This is a genomic window from Aestuariibius insulae (assembly GCF_040783535.2).
GTDB lineage: Bacteria > Pseudomonadota > Alphaproteobacteria > Rhodobacterales > Rhodobacteraceae > Aestuariibius > Aestuariibius insulae.
Genome location: NZ_JBFONW020000001.1, coordinates 45,454 through 62,558, shown reverse-complemented (window position 1 = coordinate 62,558; position 17,105 = coordinate 45,454). Strand labels below are relative to the sequence as shown.

14 protein-coding genes are annotated in these 17,105 nt (G+C 59.7%); 11 read left to right on the top strand and 3 right to left on the bottom strand.

The window, feature by feature from the left end:
* Positions 1-4 precede the first annotated feature (4 nt).
* Genes AAD018_RS00310 through AAD018_RS00295 form a run of 4 tightly spaced genes read left to right on the top strand, consistent with a single transcriptional unit; the run spans position 5 to position 4,894 of the window.
* Positions 5-1,315 (top strand): flagellar hook protein FlgE, encoded by a 1,311-nt coding sequence (locus AAD018_RS00310; RefSeq protein ID WP_367314133.1) that lies wholly within the window; start codon positions 5-7, stop codon positions 1,313-1,315.
* Between the two features lie 26 nt (positions 1,316-1,341).
* On the top strand, positions 1,342-2,769 hold the full coding sequence (flgK, locus tag AAD018_RS00305) for a flagellar hook-associated protein FlgK (protein WP_367314134.1): 1,428 nt from the start codon (positions 1,342-1,344) through the stop codon (positions 2,767-2,769).
* An 11-nt stretch (positions 2,770-2,780) separates the two neighbouring features.
* The gene (locus AAD018_RS00300; RefSeq protein ID WP_367314135.1) at positions 2,781-3,782 is read left to right on the top strand and encodes a flagellar biosynthesis protein FlgL; all 1,002 of its coding nucleotides are present in this window, start codon (positions 2,781-2,783) and stop codon (positions 3,780-3,782) included.
* Positions 3,783-3,823: 41 nt separating this feature from the next.
* Entirely contained in the window at positions 3,824-4,894 is a 1,071-nt protein-coding gene (locus AAD018_RS00295; RefSeq protein ID WP_367314233.1) for a flagellar basal body P-ring protein FlgI, read from the top strand.
* Between the two features lie 296 nt (positions 4,895-5,190).
* Here AAD018_RS00295 and AAD018_RS00290 read toward each other — a convergent pair whose 3' ends face one another.
* Positions 5,191-6,537 carry a TrkH family potassium uptake protein gene (locus AAD018_RS00290; protein WP_367314136.1) on the bottom strand — a complete coding sequence of 449 codons (1,347 nt, stop codon included), beginning with the start codon at positions 6,535-6,537 and terminating at the stop codon, positions 5,191-5,193.
* Positions 6,538-6,540: 3 nt separating this feature from the next.
* Positions 6,541-7,176, bottom strand: a complete 636-nt coding sequence (locus AAD018_RS00285; protein WP_367314234.1) for a potassium channel family protein — start codon at positions 7,174-7,176, stop codon at positions 6,541-6,543.
* On the opposite strand from AAD018_RS00285, the gene AAD018_RS00280 reads away from it, so the two are divergent.
* The 3 genes from AAD018_RS00280 to AAD018_RS00270 all read left to right on the top strand — a co-directional run bounded on the left by AAD018_RS00280 (position 7,072) and on the right by AAD018_RS00270 (position 11,545).
* Positions 7,072-7,383: a hypothetical protein gene (locus AAD018_RS00280; RefSeq protein ID WP_367314237.1), complete on the top strand. Its 312-nt coding sequence runs from the start codon at positions 7,072-7,074 to the stop codon at positions 7,381-7,383. The two genes, AAD018_RS00285 and AAD018_RS00280, sit on opposite strands and share 105 nt — an antisense overlap.
* Before the next feature lie 524 nt (positions 7,384-7,907).
* On the top strand, positions 7,908-9,470 hold the full coding sequence (locus tag AAD018_RS00275; protein WP_367314137.1) for an ABC transporter substrate-binding protein: 1,563 nt from the start codon (positions 7,908-7,910) through the stop codon (positions 9,468-9,470).
* Positions 9,471-9,571: 101 nt separating this feature from the next.
* The gene (locus tag AAD018_RS00270; RefSeq protein ID WP_367314138.1) at positions 9,572-11,545 is read left to right on the top strand and encodes an OmpA family protein; all 1,974 of its coding nucleotides are present in this window, start codon (positions 9,572-9,574) and stop codon (positions 11,543-11,545) included.
* A 54-nt stretch (positions 11,546-11,599) separates the two neighbouring features.
* On the opposite strand, the gene AAD018_RS00265 is transcribed toward AAD018_RS00270, so the two are convergent.
* Positions 11,600-12,901, bottom strand: coding sequence for an alpha/beta hydrolase family protein (locus tag AAD018_RS00265; RefSeq protein WP_367314139.1), 1,302 nt, complete (start codon positions 12,899-12,901; stop codon positions 11,600-11,602).
* A 180-nt stretch (positions 12,902-13,081) separates the two neighbouring features.
* Between AAD018_RS00265 and AAD018_RS00260 the strand changes: the two genes are divergently transcribed.
* The 4 genes from AAD018_RS00260 to AAD018_RS00245 are packed head-to-tail and all read left to right on the top strand — an operon-like array spanning position 13,082 to position 17,041.
* Positions 13,082-14,059, top strand: a complete 978-nt coding sequence (locus AAD018_RS00260; RefSeq protein ID WP_367314140.1) for an ABC transporter permease — start codon at positions 13,082-13,084, stop codon at positions 14,057-14,059.
* Positions 14,056-15,018: an ABC transporter permease gene (locus tag AAD018_RS00255; RefSeq protein ID WP_367314141.1), complete on the top strand. Its 963-nt coding sequence runs from the start codon at positions 14,056-14,058 to the stop codon at positions 15,016-15,018. The genes AAD018_RS00260 and AAD018_RS00255 overlap by 4 nt, the downstream gene beginning before the upstream one ends.
* On the top strand, positions 15,015-16,001 hold the full coding sequence (locus tag AAD018_RS00250; protein WP_367314142.1) for an ABC transporter ATP-binding protein: 987 nt from the start codon (positions 15,015-15,017) through the stop codon (positions 15,999-16,001). Before AAD018_RS00255 ends, AAD018_RS00250 begins: the two co-directional genes overlap by 4 nt.
* A 56-nt stretch (positions 16,002-16,057) precedes the next feature.
* Entirely contained in the window at positions 16,058-17,041 is a 984-nt protein-coding gene (locus tag AAD018_RS00245) for an ABC transporter ATP-binding protein (RefSeq protein ID WP_367314143.1), read from the top strand.
* Positions 17,042-17,105: the final 64 nt, after the last annotated feature.

Here is a 17,105-nt window from a genome sequence, read left to right as displayed (position 1 = left end):
CACGATGACGATTTCATCCTCTCTCAATGCCGGTGTGGCCGGGCTCGCCACGAATGCAAGCCGGTTGTCCACGATCTCTGACAACATCGCGAATTCCTCGACCTACGGCTACAAACGTGTGACCGCCGATTTCCAGTCGATGGTTATCGAAAGCGGCACAGGTGCCTATTCCGCAGGCGGCGTGCGAACGACAACGCAGCGGTTGATCGATGAACGCGGCTCGCTTGTGACCACAAGCAACGCCACGGATCTTGCCGTCCGGGGCCGGGGCCTTCTTCCGGTCACAACCGAAGTGGCAGTCGGCGTCGATAACGGCGACACGCCGCTTTTGCTGACGACGACAGGATCCTTCCGCACCGATAGCGAGGGGTACCTCAAGACGACAGACGGTCTGGTCCTGATGGGCTGGCCGGCAGAACCGGACGGCACACTGCCGAACTTTTCGCGCGATACCAAAGTCGGTCTGGAACCGATCCAGATTGCCGCCAACCAGTTCGCGGGCGAGCCGACGACACGGATGACGCTTGGTATCAACCTGCCCGCAACCGAAACGGATGCCTCCGCCTCGGGCGATCCCGAGGTGCTATCGATCGAATATTACGACAACCTTGGAACCTCCGAAAACCTCGCCCTGGAATTCTCGCCTACGATCCCCGCAACCCCTCCGGGCGGCTCTTCCAACGAATGGACACTGACCCTTCGCGACTCGGCGTCCGGCAATGCGGTCGTCGGCCAATACACCCTGGCCTTCGATGACAGTCGCAGCCAGGGCGGCACGTTGCAAAGCGTCACGCCCATCAGCGGCGGCGGCTATAATCCCGCAACCGGAGAGATCGATATCACCGTGAATGGCGGCCCGCTCTCCATCGATATCGGCCGGATCGGTGAAGCGGATGGACTGACGCAGCTCTCGGACAGTTTCGCGCCGGTCTCGATCAACAAGGATGGATCGCCCGTCGGCAACATGACCTCGGTCGAGGTGGATCAGAACGGGTTTGTCTACGCTAATTTCGACAATGGCATCACCCGAACGATCTACCAGATCCCGCTGGTCGATGTGCCCAACGTCAACGGTCTGCTCGCGCTGGACCGCCAAACCTACTCTCCCACCCAGGCCAGCGGCTCGATCTTCCTGTGGGATGCCGGCGATGGCCCGACCGGCGATGTCGTAAGCTTCGCCCGCGAGGAATCGACAACCGATGTCGCCAGCGAACTGACCAATCTTATCCAGACGCAACGCGCCTATTCCTCGAACGCCAAGGTCATCCAGACGGTCGACGAGATGTTGCAGGAAACCACCAATATCAAGCGATAGCCCCCCCCTAGGAGGCGGAGACGAAGATGAGCATCACCCAGTCCATGGCCAACGCGCTCAGCGGTTTGACAGCAGCATCCCGCACGGCAGAGGTGGTCTCGTCAAACCTCGCCAACGCCCTGACCGATGGGTACGGACGCCGATCGATCGAACTGACCGGTCAAGCCTATGGCGGCACAAGCGCTGGCGTGCAGGTCGTCGGCATTTCACGCAACGTGGATGTTGCCCTGCTGGCCGACCGCCGCATCGCCGATGGTGCGCTCAGCTCGGATCGCTCCATGCGGGAGGCGGCCTCCCGCCTCGAAGATCTCATGGGCGATCCAGCTTCAGGCGGCCATTTGGCAAACCGGATCAACGATCTTGAAGGGGCCTTCAGACTGGCCGCGTCCGATCCGTCCTCTCAACTGCGTCTGGACGGGGCCGCCGATGCGATTGTCAATCTTGCCCGCGAATTTAACCGGATCGAGGATGGCGTCCAGACGATCCGCCTCGATGCGGAAACCTCGATTTCGAAGCAGGTCGAGCGGTTGAACCAGGCCCTTGGCGCGATCGAAACCATCAATGCCGATATTCAACGATCCGGCTCGAATGGCCTTGACGTGAATGCGCTTCTCGATCAGCGGCAGATGCTCGTTGACGAAGTGAACGAGATCGTTCCTGTCCGTGAACTTGTTCGGGACAATGGAAGGATCGCGCTGATGTCCCAAACCGGCGCGCTGTTGATCGACGGCAAAGCCACCCGTTTCGAGTTTGACCCCGTCTCGACGATGACGGCCGATCTCTCTGCGACCAACGGGACGCTGGACGTCCTCACAATGAACGGTCTGCCGTTTGAGCTGCCATCCGACCCGCCTGCGGGATCTCTCTCCGCCGCCTTTCAGGTTCGCGATGAGACAACTGTCAGCCTTCAACGCTCCGTTGACGCCGCCGCTGCCGAGGTCGCCGCGCGCCTCACCGGCGCACCCGCAAGTTCGCCGGATGCTCCGGGTGCCAACGATATTCTTCTCGACGGGTCAGGCGCCGTCGATCTCGCGGATCTGACGGGACTTGCCGGGCGGCTTTCCGTCAACGCCAAGATCGTAGCTTCGTCCGTGGTCCTTAGGGATGGTCTTGACGCGATAGCGCCAGGGGCCGCGGGGGATGCTCGCCAGTTGAACGGCTTTGCCAGCGCCCTGTCGTCTCGCAGCGCGATCCTTCCGGGCACGCAAGCAGATACCGCTGCTGGGATCGCGACCAGTCTCGTATCGGACATCGCGTCCCTGCGCCTGGCCGCCGAGCGAAACGAAAGCCTTTCCGCTGCCCGCGCCGACACCCTCAAGGCGGCAGAGCTTGCCAACGGCGTTGATTCAGATGCGGAGCTGCAGCAGCTGCTTCTTGTCGAACAGAATTATGCCGCCAATGCGCGAGTGATCCAGACCATCGACGCCCTGATCCAAACATTGATTGAAATCTAGGAGGATGCTGAATGGACCGCATCGGTGATCTCTCGCAAACGTTCATGACGCGCCGCCAGAACGTTGCGCTTAAGACGGACCTCAACCGCCTCACAGCTGAACTCTCCAGCGGCCAAATCTCGGACGTCTCCGCAAGCGAAAAAGGCGATCTGGGCCGCGCCGGTTATCTCGAAACCACTCTATCGCGTCTCTCTGCGCTCACCCAGACGGCCAATGAAACGAAAAGCTTGCTGGAAGCCACCCAGATTGCGCTGGAGCGTGTGACATCCCAGACCGGCGGTGTCGCAAGGGAGGTTCTTCAGGTTCCTGCGCCGCGATCTGCGGCGGATATCATGCAACTCTCGGACATTGCATATGACGCGTTCACAGCAACTGTCTCGGCCTTGAACAGCTCCGTCGCCGGAACGTCCCTCTTTGCAGGCGACAACGTCAGCGGAGCAGCGCTTGTTGATGCCGATGTGATCCTTGCCGACCTGACATCCGCAGTCGCGGGCGCGGCCTCAGCCGCAGATCTCAAAGCCGGTATAGACGCGTGGTTCAAGGATGCAGGCGGCGGCTTCGAAGCGACAGCCTATCTGGGCTCGACCGATCCCCGCGCGCCCGTCGTGCTGGAAGGCGAAGATCAGGTAAAAGCCAGCGTTCTTGCAAGCGATCCGGCCCTTCGTGAGACGCTTGCAGGTCTTGCTATGGCGGTCCTTTCATCAACTCACGGCGGCTTTGCCGATCCGGCGGAGCAGAATTCAGCAGTCACACTCGCGGTCGACAGTCTTTTAACGGCTGAGCGGGGCATGATCGGCTTACAGGAAAAAGTCGGACGGGAAGAGTTCAAACTGGAGACAATCGCGGTGAGAATAGCCGCAGAAGACACTGCCCTTCAGATCTCCCGAACAGAACTGCTGGAGGCCGATCCGTTTGCGACCGCCTCCGCTCTTGATGAAATGCAGATCCAGCTCGAGCTTCACTATACATTGACGGCTCGCCTCTCCCGCCTCTCGCTATCGCAGTACATCTGATGACGCCGCTGATCCATATCCTCGCCATCATCGGCCTCGCAATGACGATGGCGGCCCCTCTTTCAGCCGGCCCGATCCGCCTGAAGGACCTCGTGGAATTTGATGGAGTTCGAGGCAACGACCTAGTGGGCTACGGCTTGGTCGTCGGTCTGGACGGGAGCGGAGACGGGTTGAGAAACTCCCCGTTTACCGAAGAAATCATGTCCAATATCCTCGAACGGCTTGGCGTCAATATCACCGGCGAACAGGTGCGGCCAAAGAATGTGGCGGCTGTGATCGTGACGGCGACGCTGCCGCCTTTCGCACGTGCGGGTAGCCAGATCGATGTAACCGTTTCTGCTATCGGGGACGCAAACAGCCTGCTTGGCGGAACGCTCATCATGACGCCATTGAATGCAGCGGACGGCGATATTTACGCAGTGGCGCAAGGTCCGCTGATTGCGGGAGGGGCTCAAGCGGAAGGCGATGGGGCGCGTGTGGTTCAAGGCGTTCCAACTACAGGCGTCATTCCCGCTGGCGCGCGGGTCGAAAGGGAGATCGATTTTGATCTCTCTTCCCTTCAGGACGTCCGCCTTGCCTTGAGAACGGCGGACTTCACAACAGCTGCGCGGATCGAAAACGTGATAAACCGCGAATTCGGGCGCCGCGTCGCGGTGATGCTGGACTCGGGGACGGTCTCATTCGACATCGCGCGCAGCGGAATGCGCTCTCCTGCCCACGCGCTGGGCAGGATCGAAAATCTTCTTGTCGAACCGGAACGAAAGGCGAGGGTCGTGGTCGACCAACGCTCCGGCACAATCGTCATGGGAGCAGACGTGCGAATTTCACGCGTGGCGATCAGCCAGGGGGGATTGACCCTCCGCGTGGAGGAGGCGCCAGAAGTCGTGCAGCCCAATCCCTTCGCCCCAGGCGAAACGGTCATCGTTCCCCGAACACGGGTCGGTCTTGAAGAGGAAGTCGGAACAGGCCTCGCGGAGATCCCCGACGGAACCACCCTGTCCGAAGTTATATCCGGACTGAATGCGCTGGGCGTATCGACACGGGACATGATCGATATCCTGAAGAACATGAAATCGGCAGGTGCGCTTCATGCGGATTTCATCGTGAACTAGAACCGCATGGTCTGGTCCATTTGCTCTCGTTCGAAAGCATCAGAAAACCCAAAGCTACCCTTATGCTGAGAACGATAAATCTCGATGTCTGACCGAGCTAACCTTGACACTCGCTCAGCCGATCTGCCGACCATCATATAGAGGAGCAGACTAAATCGGTCTCACTAGCGCAATGATCGAGATGCCCCCTACCCAAAAAGGAAACCACCGCTCTCAAAATGACCGGCCTGCCTCAGACGCTCGCCCGATCACGCCGCCCCGAAGCGACATAACCCCATGGCTGAAAGAATCGAAAATCACCCCAGATAAATCTGGCCTTTCGGATACTTCACCCGTGGCAGCGACCGTGTCGCCAAGAAAAATCCGATCGTCAGCGGCCCGACCCGTCCGAGAAACATCATCAGAATGATGAAGGCCCGTCCAAGACCGTCCAACTCCCCGGTTGCGCCCATCGAAAGGCCCACCGTGCCAAAGGCCGACACAACCTCGAAGATCAGATGGATGAACGGTCCGTCATGGGTGATCGACGTCACGAAAAGGCCCGTCAGGATCAACAGGATGCTGACCGTCGTCAGCGCCAGCACCTTCATAATCTCTTCCAGGCCCAAGCTGCGCCCAAAGGCGTTCAACTCCGAACGGCGGCGGAAGAAGGCGATGGTGGCCAGGATCAGCACGATCAGCGTGGTCACCTTGATCCCGCCCGCGGTCGAGGTGCTGCCTCCGCCAACGAACATCAGCATAATCGTCAGAAGCGTCCCCGTTTCGGTCATCGCGCTGGTATCAAGTGTGTTGAACCCGGCCGTCCGGGGCGTCACCGCCTGGAACCAGCTCGCCCAGATCCGCTCCCCGGTGGTCTCCAGACTGCCTAGCGTCCCCGGATTACTCCATTCCAGAGCCGCGAATAGAAGCCAGCCCCACAGGATCAGAAACAGCGTTCCGATCAGCATCAGTTTGCTGTGCAGGGTAAGCTTCTTGAAACGACGCTTTTGGTAAATATCGCCGATCACGATAAAGCCCAGACCCCCCAGAATGAACATGATCGTAATCGTCAGATTGATCGTCGGACTTCCCACATAGCCCATCAAGCTGTCGCTGAAGGTTGAAAAGCCGGCATTGTTGAACGCGGAAATGCTGTGGAAAATCGCGTGCCACAGGCCCATCCCAAAGCCATGATCCGGAATAAAGACGAACGAGAGAAAGACGACCCCCACCAGCTCGCAAGCGAGCGCCAGCACGATGATGATCCGCACCAGAACCGTCAGATTGCTCATCGTTGTTTGGTTCAGATCCTCGCGTAGGATCAGCCGTTGCGGCATCCCGATCTGAATACCCAACGCCGACAGGACCAGCACCGCAAAGGTCATCAGACCCAAACCGCCCAACTGGATGAGAAACGCAATCACCGCTTGGCCGAACACCGTAAATGCGGTCGCCGTGTCCACAACAATTAGCCCCGTCACCGTCACCGCCGAGGTCGACGTGAACAGAGCATCGCCCAGCGTCACCTCGCCATGGTTCGAGATCGGTAGCCAAAGCAGCACCGTCCCGATCAGGATGAATGTCAGGTAAAGCAGCGCCAGAACGGCAGGCGGCGGTAGATCCCAGCCTTTGCGGGTCGGCACTCCGATCGGACGGCGTACCATGCGTTAAAGGCTCGACGCAAAGCTGCGCAGGTTCGACCTCTGCCCCAGCAACAGCACCAGATCGTCCTTCTGCAGCGTACATTCCGCGCCGTCCTGACCGACAAAATCCGTCCCGCGCATCACGCCGATGCAGCGCAGATCGTACTCGTCCCGGTAATCAAGGCTGTTGAGGCTCTTGCCCTCTAGGCTTTCGGGCACCTGAAAATTCACCACGTGATAGCCGTTGCCGAGGCTCACGTAATCCCGGACCAGCGGATTATGCAGCACCTGCGCGATATGTTTGCCAACCTCAACTTCCGGGTGAATAACACGGTCGACGCCCAGTTTGCTGAGGATGCGGTGATGCGTCTTCGTCTTCGCCTTGGCCCAGACCAGCGGCACCCCGATCATCTTGAGATTGATGGCCGATACGATGCTCGCTTCAAGGTCCGAGCCCATCGCGACCAAGGCCACATCGCATTCCGACAGGCCCGCCTCGCGCAAGGCCGCATCGTCGCGCGCATCTACGATCAAGGCCTGATCGACGATCTCGGAATGATTGCTCACGGAGGCTTCATTCAGATCGACCCCGATCACATGATTGCCGAACCGCGCCAGTTCCTTGGCGACCGTGCTGCCAAAATTGCCGAGCCCGACAATGCCGAACGTTCTCTTCTTGGGGGGCACGCAAAAACCTTTCCAAAAAGGAGGATAGCAACACCCGAGATGAGCACCGCGACTGCGTCCAAAACAACCGAAACCGAATTTGGTTTCCTGACGAAAGACAAACAGGACCAGCTTGGCCTGCGAATCTTACCCGCCTTGGAAGCTCGCGTGGTTGATCGTAAAACCCACAATGATGGCTGAATGCGGCCTTTCCCTGAAGAAACGAGAGAAATCGCTGACCCATACGTCACGCGGAACTGACGCAAAAGAAGACTGACAGCTTATCGCATCGCGATGTCCAACTTGGCCCGACCCACGCGCACAAGCGTTGGCCGAAGCCGATCTGACCCGAAGGAGGCTCGCACCGGTTGTATCCCTGTCCAGCGGACAAGACCGATCAACCGGGCTGATCTTCGTCCCGTAGCGAGCAAGGAGGGTCAATGTCAGCTTCCCCGCAATCCGCCCGGCGGCAGATGCTCCGTCACTTTGAGCCCGGGCAGTTCAACCCACACAGCCGCCAAATCCTGAGTGTCCGTTGATTTTCGCACAAGCCGCAACGCACGATGCGTCAACCGAAGATCATTCCGAAAATCCACTGACGGAATACCGACACGATACCGACGGGATACCGAACCCCCGATTTCGAGGAATTGTCCATGTTAACCCTTGATTCGCATCGGCGTCCGGACACATCCTTCCCAACGCCCGAAAGAACGGAGTTCGCCATGCGTCTGATCTTGTCTATCGCCGCCACCTGTCTCGCGACACAGCTTCCCGCCGAGGAATTCCGCTGGGCCGGCACTACCGATCCCCAGACGATGGATCCCCATGCGGTCAATGCCGCGCCGGTTCTGGGCTTTTTGAACAATGTCTACGAAGGCCTGGTACGCCGCGACAAGGAGATGCGGATCGAACCCGCTCTGGCCACCTCTTGGGAGCCGATCGAAGGCGGCGCAGGCTGGCGCTTCATCCTGCGCGAAGGCGTAAAATTCCATGGAGGAGAGGACTTTAGCGCCGAAGACGTGATCTTCTCCTACGAACGCGCCAGCTCGGAAGAGGCCGACACATCCAGCTGGTTCGCTCCTGTTGAACGGATGGAAATGGTCGATGAGTTCACCGTCGATGTCTACACCACCGCCCCCAATCCGATCTTCCCCGACAGCATCGCCAACTGGATGATCATGGACAGCGGCTGGGCCGAAGCCAACAATGCCACGCGCCCCAATAAGGAAGGCGAAAGCTACACCACGCTCAACACCAACGGCACCGGCGCTTTCCGCCTCACCGACCGCCAGCCGGGCCTGCAAACGGTTCTCGAACCGTTTGACGGCTGGTGGGGCGAGATGGACAGCAACATCACCCGCGCCACCTTCACTCCGATCCAAAATCCCGCCACCGCCGTTGCTGCATTGCTCTCGGGGGATGTGGATCTGATCAACCCGGTTCCGATCCAGGATGCCGAGCGGCTTTCGCAGGCAGATGGCGTTAAGGTCATCCAGGGGATCGAGGCGCGGGTCATCATGCTGGGCTTCGCTCTGGAGGCCGCAACCCTGACGGGGGGCGAGAACGAAGGCGATGCGAACCCCTTTACATATCAAAAGGTTAGGCAAGCGATTGCGCAAGCCATCAACGTGCCTGCTATCCTTCAAACGATCATGCGCGGTAACGCAGAACCCGCCTCCCAGCTTGTCTCGCCAGCGATGCGCGGCTACTCCGAGGCTCTTGCTGCTCGCCCCGAATATCAGGTCGAAAACGCGCGCGCCCTGCTGCGGGAAGCGGGTTATCCGGACGGATTTTCCTTCAGTCTCAAATGCCCGAACGATCGCTATCTGAACGACGAAGCCGTCTGCCAGGCTATTACCTCGATGCTCGCTCAGGTCGGTCTCGACGCGCAGCTCGATGCTATGCCGGTCCGTAATTACTGGCCCGAGTTGCGCGAAGACAACTTCGATATGTACCTTCTGGGCTGGTCTCCCGGCACCTTCGACGCCGAACATCCCATCCGCTTTCTTGCCGCAACACCGGATGCCGAAGCTAAGCTGGGAAGCTGGAATTTCGGAGGTTTTTCCAACCCTGAGGTCGACCGGCTCCTTCCCCTGATCCAATCCGAGATCGACGAGCCAACACGTCAGCAGATGCTTGATGAGGTTGCGAGTATTATTCAGGACGAGGTGGCCTATGTGCCGCTCTACGTCCAACCGCTGCTTTGGGGTGCCCGCGAAGAGGTCGACCTGACGCAGCGCGCGGATGATTTTCTCATTCTGCGCTGGATCACGGTCGGCAGCTGAACACCGATCTGGATCGACATGGAAAGCCGGGGGAACCACCCCCGGCAAATCGTCGTTTCTTTTCAGAACGGTGGCAAACACCGACAAGGAAAGGGCGACCTATGCGCAAGATCTCATTGAAATCGACCACTGCTCTCCTGCTCTGCCTCGGCTTTGCCCTGCCAACCTTGGGCTATGCGCAGGAAGCGGCTCCCGAGACGGCGGATATATGCCCGGAGGATCTCTCCGAAGCGGATTGCGAACTTCTGCTCGAAACGCAAGACGGCGAAGAAGGCGCGGAAGGAACCGAGGCCGGCGCTGAAGCTGAAATCCTGGAAGAGGCAGAGCCCGCAGAGCCCGCAGAGCCAGCAGGTGATGCCATCCCCGCCGAGGGTGATGTGCCCGCCGAAGGAAACGAGCCCGCGGACGGAAACACGGCTGCCGACGGCTCCGAGACGGTTCAGCCCGCTCCTGCCGATCCAACCCCTGCCGAGGACATGGTGGCTCCCGCCGAACCCGCGGAGGGCAATACGGCGGCTGACCCCGAAGCGGTGATAACCGAGACAGATCCAGCCCCCGAACCGGACGAGCCCGCTGATCCCGATGCCGTCGTCGAGACGCCCGAGCCATCTATAGTGACGGAGGAAGGTGATAACGCATCGCCCGAGACAGAGGAGACACCTGCTGACGAGGTCGCGACTGACGATGCCGTTTCGGACGATCAGGTGGTGGAAGACGCCGAACCAACCGAAGAGGCGCCAGTTGAGCCCACAGAGGAGGCTCCAGCCGAGACGGCCGAGGAGATACCGGTTGAGGAAGGTGAGACCGAGGCATCCGATGAGACCGTGACAGAAACTGCTCCCGAAACGGACACGGTCGAGACGGAAGCGCCCGACCCTGCAACGGAGGAAAGCACGGCGCAAGAGGATACCACCGAAGGTTCCGAGGCGCAGACAGATACAGAGGCATCGACGGAAACCGAGGTCGCGACCGAAGAACCCGAGGTTATTCAGGAGGATACCGAGGAGAGCACCGCTGCCGCCAACGAGACCCCTGAGGCTGAAGCGACTGCGGAGGTCGAGACCGAGGCGGCGCTTGACGAAGGTGATGTACAGACCGAGGTCGTAACCGAGGAGACGACGCGGTCCAGCGACGAGGACTTCGAAACATCTGCAAGCGGCAGCGATAACGATGACGAGGACGGGTTGTCCAACCTCGAAAAGTTTGCGCTTGGCGCTGCAGGTCTTGTCGTTCTGGACCAGATCATCGGCCAGAACGAGCGTGTCGTTTCCAATACCGGCGACCGTGTCGTCGTTCAGCGGAATGATGGTGAATTTTACGTCCTGAAAGACGACAATGCCCTTCTGCGCCAGCCCGGTGTCGAGGTTTCAACGCGCACTTTCGACGACGGATCGACGTTGCAACGCGTCAATCGCGAAGATGGCTCTCAGGTCGTCACAATCCGGGCAGCGAATGGGCAGGTCCTTCGCCGGTCGCGGATCCTTCCTGATGGCACAGAGATCCTGCTGTTCGATGATACATCCGAGGCCGAACCTGTTGAGGTCACCGAACTGCCCACCGTCGAGAACCGCAGTATTTCTCTTGAGACCGCAACCGAAGAGGAGTTGCGCGCAGCTCTCTTTGCCCGAGAGATCGAGGCGCTCGACCGGCGCTTTACGCTTCAGCAAATCCGCCAGATTCGCGCTGTTCGCGAGCTTATGCCCGTGATCGAGTTGGACGCGGTGACATTCGATACCGGCTCTGCCGCGATCCGGGCTAGTGAGGTGGATGATCTCATCTCAATCGGCGATACGATGAGCGCTGTCATCGCAGAAAATCCCTATGAGGTTTTTCTGATCGAAGGGCACACGGATGCGGTTGGATCGGCGACGTCCAATCTTGCCCTTTCTGACCGGCGGGCGGAATCTGTCGCGCTCGCTCTGACAGAGTATTTCGATGTCCCACCCGAGAACATGATCGTTCAGGGCTATGGCGAGTCCAACCTCAAGATCCGGACGCAGGTTGCCGAGCGGGAGAACCGCCGCGCCACGGTCCGCCGGATCACGCCGCTGTTGCGCACAGCATTAGTGGACTGATGCTGAACTGGCTGGCGCCGATGCGGCGCCAGCCATGTTTCGCGCCAGGGCCAATCACTCCCCGGCGCGCAGCCACTCAAACCGAAGTCCCTTTGCAGTCCGGTTCGCAAACCCCCTCCAGTACGTGTGATCCTCAGCCTGATTGCCGCTCTCGTCCATGGCCCAGACGCCTTCTTCCGCGACCGGGATCAGGTCGAGATAGCCAACGGCCTCCGCCTCTCCCCGCAGATACGCATCGAGCCAGACGGTCACGAAGTGCTGCGCGATGTTGTTCATCCGGGTCGTGTCCCAAACCGCATCCGCATAATGCTCGAACGGAGCGAAACCGAGCTCCTCGTCGAATTGATAGCTGACATCTGGCGCAGGATATGGCGCAGCGGCGTTATGGTTTGCATGTTCGAATGTCAGAAGGGCACGATCCGTACCGGTCATCTCTTCCCACATCAAGCGCACGCCATCTTCGTAACCCGACACGTCGTCCTGCGATCCAGCGATAAGAAATGTTGGAACGGCTACCCCACCCAACCCTTCGGCTGTCCAGACATCGCGCGACCGGCCCCAGGGGGCGAAGGCAATGATCGTCTGAATGCGCGGATCCATAGGCGCTTCGATTGCGCCGCTTCGGTTGACGGAAAGCAGCCCATGAGGCGCCCCGAACGAGAGATCAACCGCAGCCTCGGAGACGCCGCCACCGGCAGCAATCACCGCTCCGTATCCGCCCATCGAATATCCGACAATCGCCGTGCGTTCGGCGTCGACCAGTCCTTCGAGAAATCCAACCTCCGCATCGAGTCGCGCCATTTCCTCAAGCACGAAAACCTGATCCCCCGGCCGGTGGACGAGCGTGGATCCGAACGCATCCTGATCGCGATAGGTGCTGTCCTGATGATCGATCGAAGCGACCACATACCCCTTCGAGGCGATATTCTCAGCCAGATGCGCCAGCAGGAACCGATTGCCGGGATACCCATGGCTGACGATAACCAGCGGAAAAGGCCCATCGCCGGAAGGTTTGGCATCGCGCACGGCCAGTCCCGCCAGTGTCACAACGGTCCTGCCATCTCTTAGATAGGCGTCCATCGTCGTTGCCCCGTCCGCTCCATCGCCGGCCGGATACCAAACTTCCGTGACCAGCTGACGATCCGTGAGAGGCAGGGGGTCGGAGAGAGGCGCATCCGCCGCTATGGCCGTGACATCCACCAGATCGGGACGGGTCAGCTCGAGTGTCCGAACTCCAACTGCATAGCTGCCATAGGCAGCCTGCTCAGGTGCATCTGGTCGCTGGACATCGATCCGGGTCTGCGCATCAGCCGCCGTGGCAAGGGCCAGAGCGGCCAGCATGATCAATCGGGTCATCGCAATATCCTTGTCTGGAAACCTTCCTCAACCATAGAACGAACAAGTGAAGAGATGCATCCTGTCGTGGTTAAATACCTTTCCGCAAACGGTCCGGTTGACCCTCTCAAATGCTTCGGAGGCAATCTCATAAGAGGCAGGACGCTTGACCCTCCTCGCCTCCCGCCGCACAACCGGTAAATGCTCGCCTATATCATTCGCCGTATGTTTCAGTCGCTGCTTGTCCTGCTTGTCGTCGGCCTCGTGGCGTTTTCCTTGTTTCGATACGTCGGTGATCCGATCGATAACCTTCTTGGCCAAGAGCGGACGGTTGCCGACGTAGACCGCCTTCGCGACAGCCTTGGCCTGAACGATCCCTTCGTCGTTCAGTATTATAATTTTCTGGCAAAGGCCGTTCAGGGCGACTTTGGCATCTCGTATCGGCAATCCCGCCCGGTAGCTGAGATCATCGCCGAACGCGCCCCCGCCACGCTTGAACTCGCGGCCATATCAGCGCTTTTCGCAATTGGATTGGGCATCGCGCTGGGCGTCTTCACCGCCATCAGGCGACGAGGGATCGGGGCCAATATCATCATGTCGGCCTCGCTTATCGGGGTCTCTCTCCCGACGTTTCTGATTGGCATCTTGTTGATATACGTCTTCTCGGTCGAGCTGGATTGGCTCCCCTCATTTGGACGGGGGCAGGTCACCGATTTGGGCTGGTGGACGACAGGGCTCCTCACCCCGTCGGGACGCGAGGCGATTATCCTACCTGCCATCACGCTTGGTCTTTATCAGATGACGCTCATCATGCGTCTGGTGCGATCGGAGATGCTGGAGGTGCTCCGGCAGGACTATATCCGCTTTGCGCGCGCCCGGGGGCTGCGCGAGCGTGCGATCAATTTTCGCCATGCGCTCAAGAACACGCTTGTTCCGGTTATTACGGTTACGGGGCTCCAATTGGGCGCGATCATCGCGTTCGCCATCATCACCGAGACGGTGTTCCAATGGCCTGGCGTCGGACTTCTTTTCATCAATGCGATCCAGTTCGTCGATATCCCGGTCATGGCCGCTTACTTGATGCTGATTTCAGTCATGTTCGTTGGCATCAATCTGATCGTCGATCTGCTTTACTTCGCAGTTGATCCTCGGCTCCGCATCGAAGGCCGCAACACATGACCGACAAAACCGCAGATCTGCCGCAGCCAGCCGCTGTTCAGCGTCCCTCTCGCTTCAAGGAGCTGTGGGAGGCAGATCTCGTCTATAACCTCAGACGCTCCCCGGTCGCACTGATCTCACTGATCGTGACGCTGGTTCTGATCCTTGCGGCGGTGTTTGCGCCCTTGATCGCACCTACGAACCCGTTCGATCCGGCCTCGCTTAACTTGATGAATGGGTTCTCAGCGCCAGGCGTGCCGAACGCATTTACCGGCGACACCTTCCTTATGGGCACCGACGACCAGGGTCGTGACGTCTTTTCGACCATTCTCTACGGGATGCGAATCTCGCTGTTCGTAGGCGTGGCGGCCGTCCTTTTCGCCATGATCCTGGGCATCACGCTGGGCCTGATCGCGGGCTATGTGGGTGGTTGGATCGAGACGATCATCATGCGGATCGCCGATGTGCAGCTGACCTTCCCTTCGATCCTCGTGGCCATGTTGATCACTGGCGTGGCCAAGGGATTCACCCCGCCCGCCTATCGCGACGAAGTGGCAATCTTCGTGCTTATCCTCGCGATCGGTCTTTCGGACTGGGTGCAGTTCGCCCGTGTCGTGCGGGGCGCGACCCTCGTGGAGAAGAACAAGGAATACGTTCAGGCGGCCCGGCTCATCGGACGGTCTGGCGGCGGCATTATGCTTCGACACATTCTGCCGAATGTGCTGTCGCCCGTCCTCGTGATCGCGACGATTTCGCTCGCGCTTGCCATCATCGCTGAAGCGACGCTCAGCTTCCTAGGCGTCGGAGCGCCTCCGACGCAGCCCTCCCTCGGGACATTGATCCGCATCGGTCAGGGTTTCCTTTTCTCTGGAGAATGGTGGATCCTCTTCTTCCCGGCAGTGACCCTTCTGACCCTTGCTTTGGCCGTGAACCTGCTGGGGGATTGGCTGCGCGACGCTCTAAATCCGAGGCTGCGATGACCAATCCCGTGCTGTCCGTCCGCAATCTCACGGTCGAGATTCCAACCCGTACCGGTCTGCTGAAACCCGTCGACGGCATCTCCTACGACATCGCGGCGGGAGAGATCCTTGGCGTCGTTGGCGAGTCCGGGGCTGGCAAGTCGATGACGGGCAATGCGGTGATCGGCCTTCTCGATCGACCCGCGCGAATAGCCAAGGGCGAAATCCATGTGAACGGGCGGCGCATCGATACGCTTTCGCGAAAGGAGCTGCGACAGATCCGGGGTAAGGAGATCGGAATGATCTTCCAAGATCCGCTGACATCGCTCAACCCGCTCCTGACCATCGGCGATCAGTTGACCGAAACGATCAGCGAGCATCTCGACGTCACGGATAGCGAAGCAAAGGCGCGGGCGGTTCGCGCATTGGACGAGGTCGGGATCCCGGCGGCGCGGGACCGGATCGACGCTTATCCGCATCAATTTTCGGGCGGTATGCGCCAGCGCGTTGTGATCGCGCTCGCCCTTTGCGCGGAGCCGTCGCTTGTAATCGCCGATGAGCCAACGACCGCACTCGATGTCTCTGTCCAGGCGCAGATCACAGCGCTTCTCAAACGGCTTTGCCGCGAGCGGGGCATGGCGGTGATGCTCGTTACGCACGATATGGGTGTGATCGCTGAAACCGCCGACCGGGTCGCGGTCATGTATGCGGGCCGACTGGCCGAGCTAGGCCCTGTGCGTGAAGTCATCACCGCGCCTATGCACCCCTATACTGATGGTTTGATGCAGGCGACGCCCGATGCGTCCGAAGGCGCGACCCGCTTGCGCCAGATCCCCGGCGCTATGCCACGTCTTGGCAACCTGCCGACCGGTTGCGCGTTCCATCCACGCTGTCCCTATACGCAGGACAAGTGTTGCCAGGATCCATCGCCGACCCGCGCCGCGACTGACGGGCGCGCCGCCTGCTGGTTTCCGTTGACCGAACGCGCTGCGGTCCCGGCCTGAGCGATGGGTTGCAGGATACCAATTCTAAGGCAAGAGGCCGACAAGGGACCGATAGAATGCCCCTAGACCAGACCCCTGACCCACTTGTTTCGATCCGGGGCCTCACACGGATCTTCGACGTCTCGAAACCGCTTCTGAACCGCATCGTTGAGCGCTTGCCGAAAAGGCTGCTCACGGCTGTCTCCGACGTATCTTTCGACGTGCCTGAGCGAACGACTTATGCGCTTGTCGGCGAATCCGGATCCGGGAAATCCACGATTGGCAAAATGGTCGTCGGGTTGCTTCCTCCCTCGGACGGAGAGGTTGAAATCGAAGGGATCAACCTTGCCTCCGAAACCGATCCCAAAAGGATCGACCAGGTGCGTTCGGACATCCAGATGATCTTTCAGGACCCCTATGCGTCGCTCAATCCGCGTTGGCGCGTTCGGGACATCATCACAGAGCCGGTTCGGATCAAAGGCGGCAAGACTGAAGGTCTGGCCGAACGGTTGCTCGAACAGGTCGGCCTTTCCGCGGCGGATGCGATAAAGTTTCCGCATGAGTTTTCCGGAGGTCAGCGGCAACGGATTTGCGTGGCACGCGCGCTTGCCTCCGAACCCAAACTGATCGTTGCGGACGAGCCCACATCGGCGCTCGACGTATCGGTGCAGGCGCAGGTTCTGAACCTGATGAGCGATCTGAAGGACGAATTCGGTCTGACATATATCCTGATTTCCCATGACCTCACGGTTGTGAGGCATATGGCTGACCGCATCGGGGTTCTCTATCTCGGCCGACTTGTCGAAGAGGCGTCACCTGATGCCCTCTTCACCAATCCCAAACATCCATACACTCAGATGCTGATCGAAGCCGCACCGCGAATGGATGGCTTCGGGCGCGAAATCACACCCCCTGAAGGGGAGATCCCCGATCCGATATCTCCCCCTTCTGGATGTGCCTATCATCCCCGCTGCCCCATAGCGGTCGAGCAATGCTCGAAAGAGCGTCCCCAGCTTGAACGGAAGGGAGAAAGCCGGGTCGCCTGTTTTCTGGCCAAGTAGGCCAGATGGCGGATCTGCGGCTGGCTCTGCCTGGGAAAAGCAGGCAAGGTAGGGGTCAGTTCAC

Coding starts and splice junctions, on each gene's coding strand:
- AAD018_RS00280 (WP_367314237.1), top strand. CDS start 7,072: ATGATTGCTCACGGAGGCTTCATTCAGATCGACCCCGATCACATGATT.
- AAD018_RS00270 (WP_367314138.1), top strand. CDS start 9,572: ATGCGCAAGATCTCATTGAAATCGACCACTGCTCTCCTGCTCTGCCTC.
- AAD018_RS00275 (WP_367314137.1), top strand. CDS start 7,908: ATGCGTCTGATCTTGTCTATCGCCGCCACCTGTCTCGCGACACAGCTT.
- AAD018_RS00290 (WP_367314136.1), bottom strand. CDS start 6,537: ATGGTACGCCGTCCGATCGGAGTGCCGACCCGCAAAGGCTGGGATCTA.
- AAD018_RS00260 (WP_367314140.1), top strand. CDS start 13,082: ATGCTCGCCTATATCATTCGCCGTATGTTTCAGTCGCTGCTTGTCCTG.
- AAD018_RS00255 (WP_367314141.1), top strand. CDS start 14,056: ATGACCGACAAAACCGCAGATCTGCCGCAGCCAGCCGCTGTTCAGCGT.
- AAD018_RS00310 (WP_367314133.1), top strand. CDS start 5: ATGACGATTTCATCCTCTCTCAATGCCGGTGTGGCCGGGCTCGCCACG.
- AAD018_RS00250 (WP_367314142.1), top strand. CDS start 15,015: ATGACCAATCCCGTGCTGTCCGTCCGCAATCTCACGGTCGAGATTCCA.
- AAD018_RS00265 (WP_367314139.1), bottom strand. CDS start 12,901: ATGACCCGATTGATCATGCTGGCCGCTCTGGCCCTTGCCACGGCGGCT.
- flgK (WP_367314134.1), top strand. CDS start 1,342: ATGAGCATCACCCAGTCCATGGCCAACGCGCTCAGCGGTTTGACAGCA.
- AAD018_RS00300 (WP_367314135.1), top strand. CDS start 2,781: ATGGACCGCATCGGTGATCTCTCGCAAACGTTCATGACGCGCCGCCAG.
- AAD018_RS00295 (WP_367314233.1), top strand. CDS start 3,824: ATGACGATGGCGGCCCCTCTTTCAGCCGGCCCGATCCGCCTGAAGGAC.
- AAD018_RS00245 (WP_367314143.1), top strand. CDS start 16,058: ATGCCCCTAGACCAGACCCCTGACCCACTTGTTTCGATCCGGGGCCTC.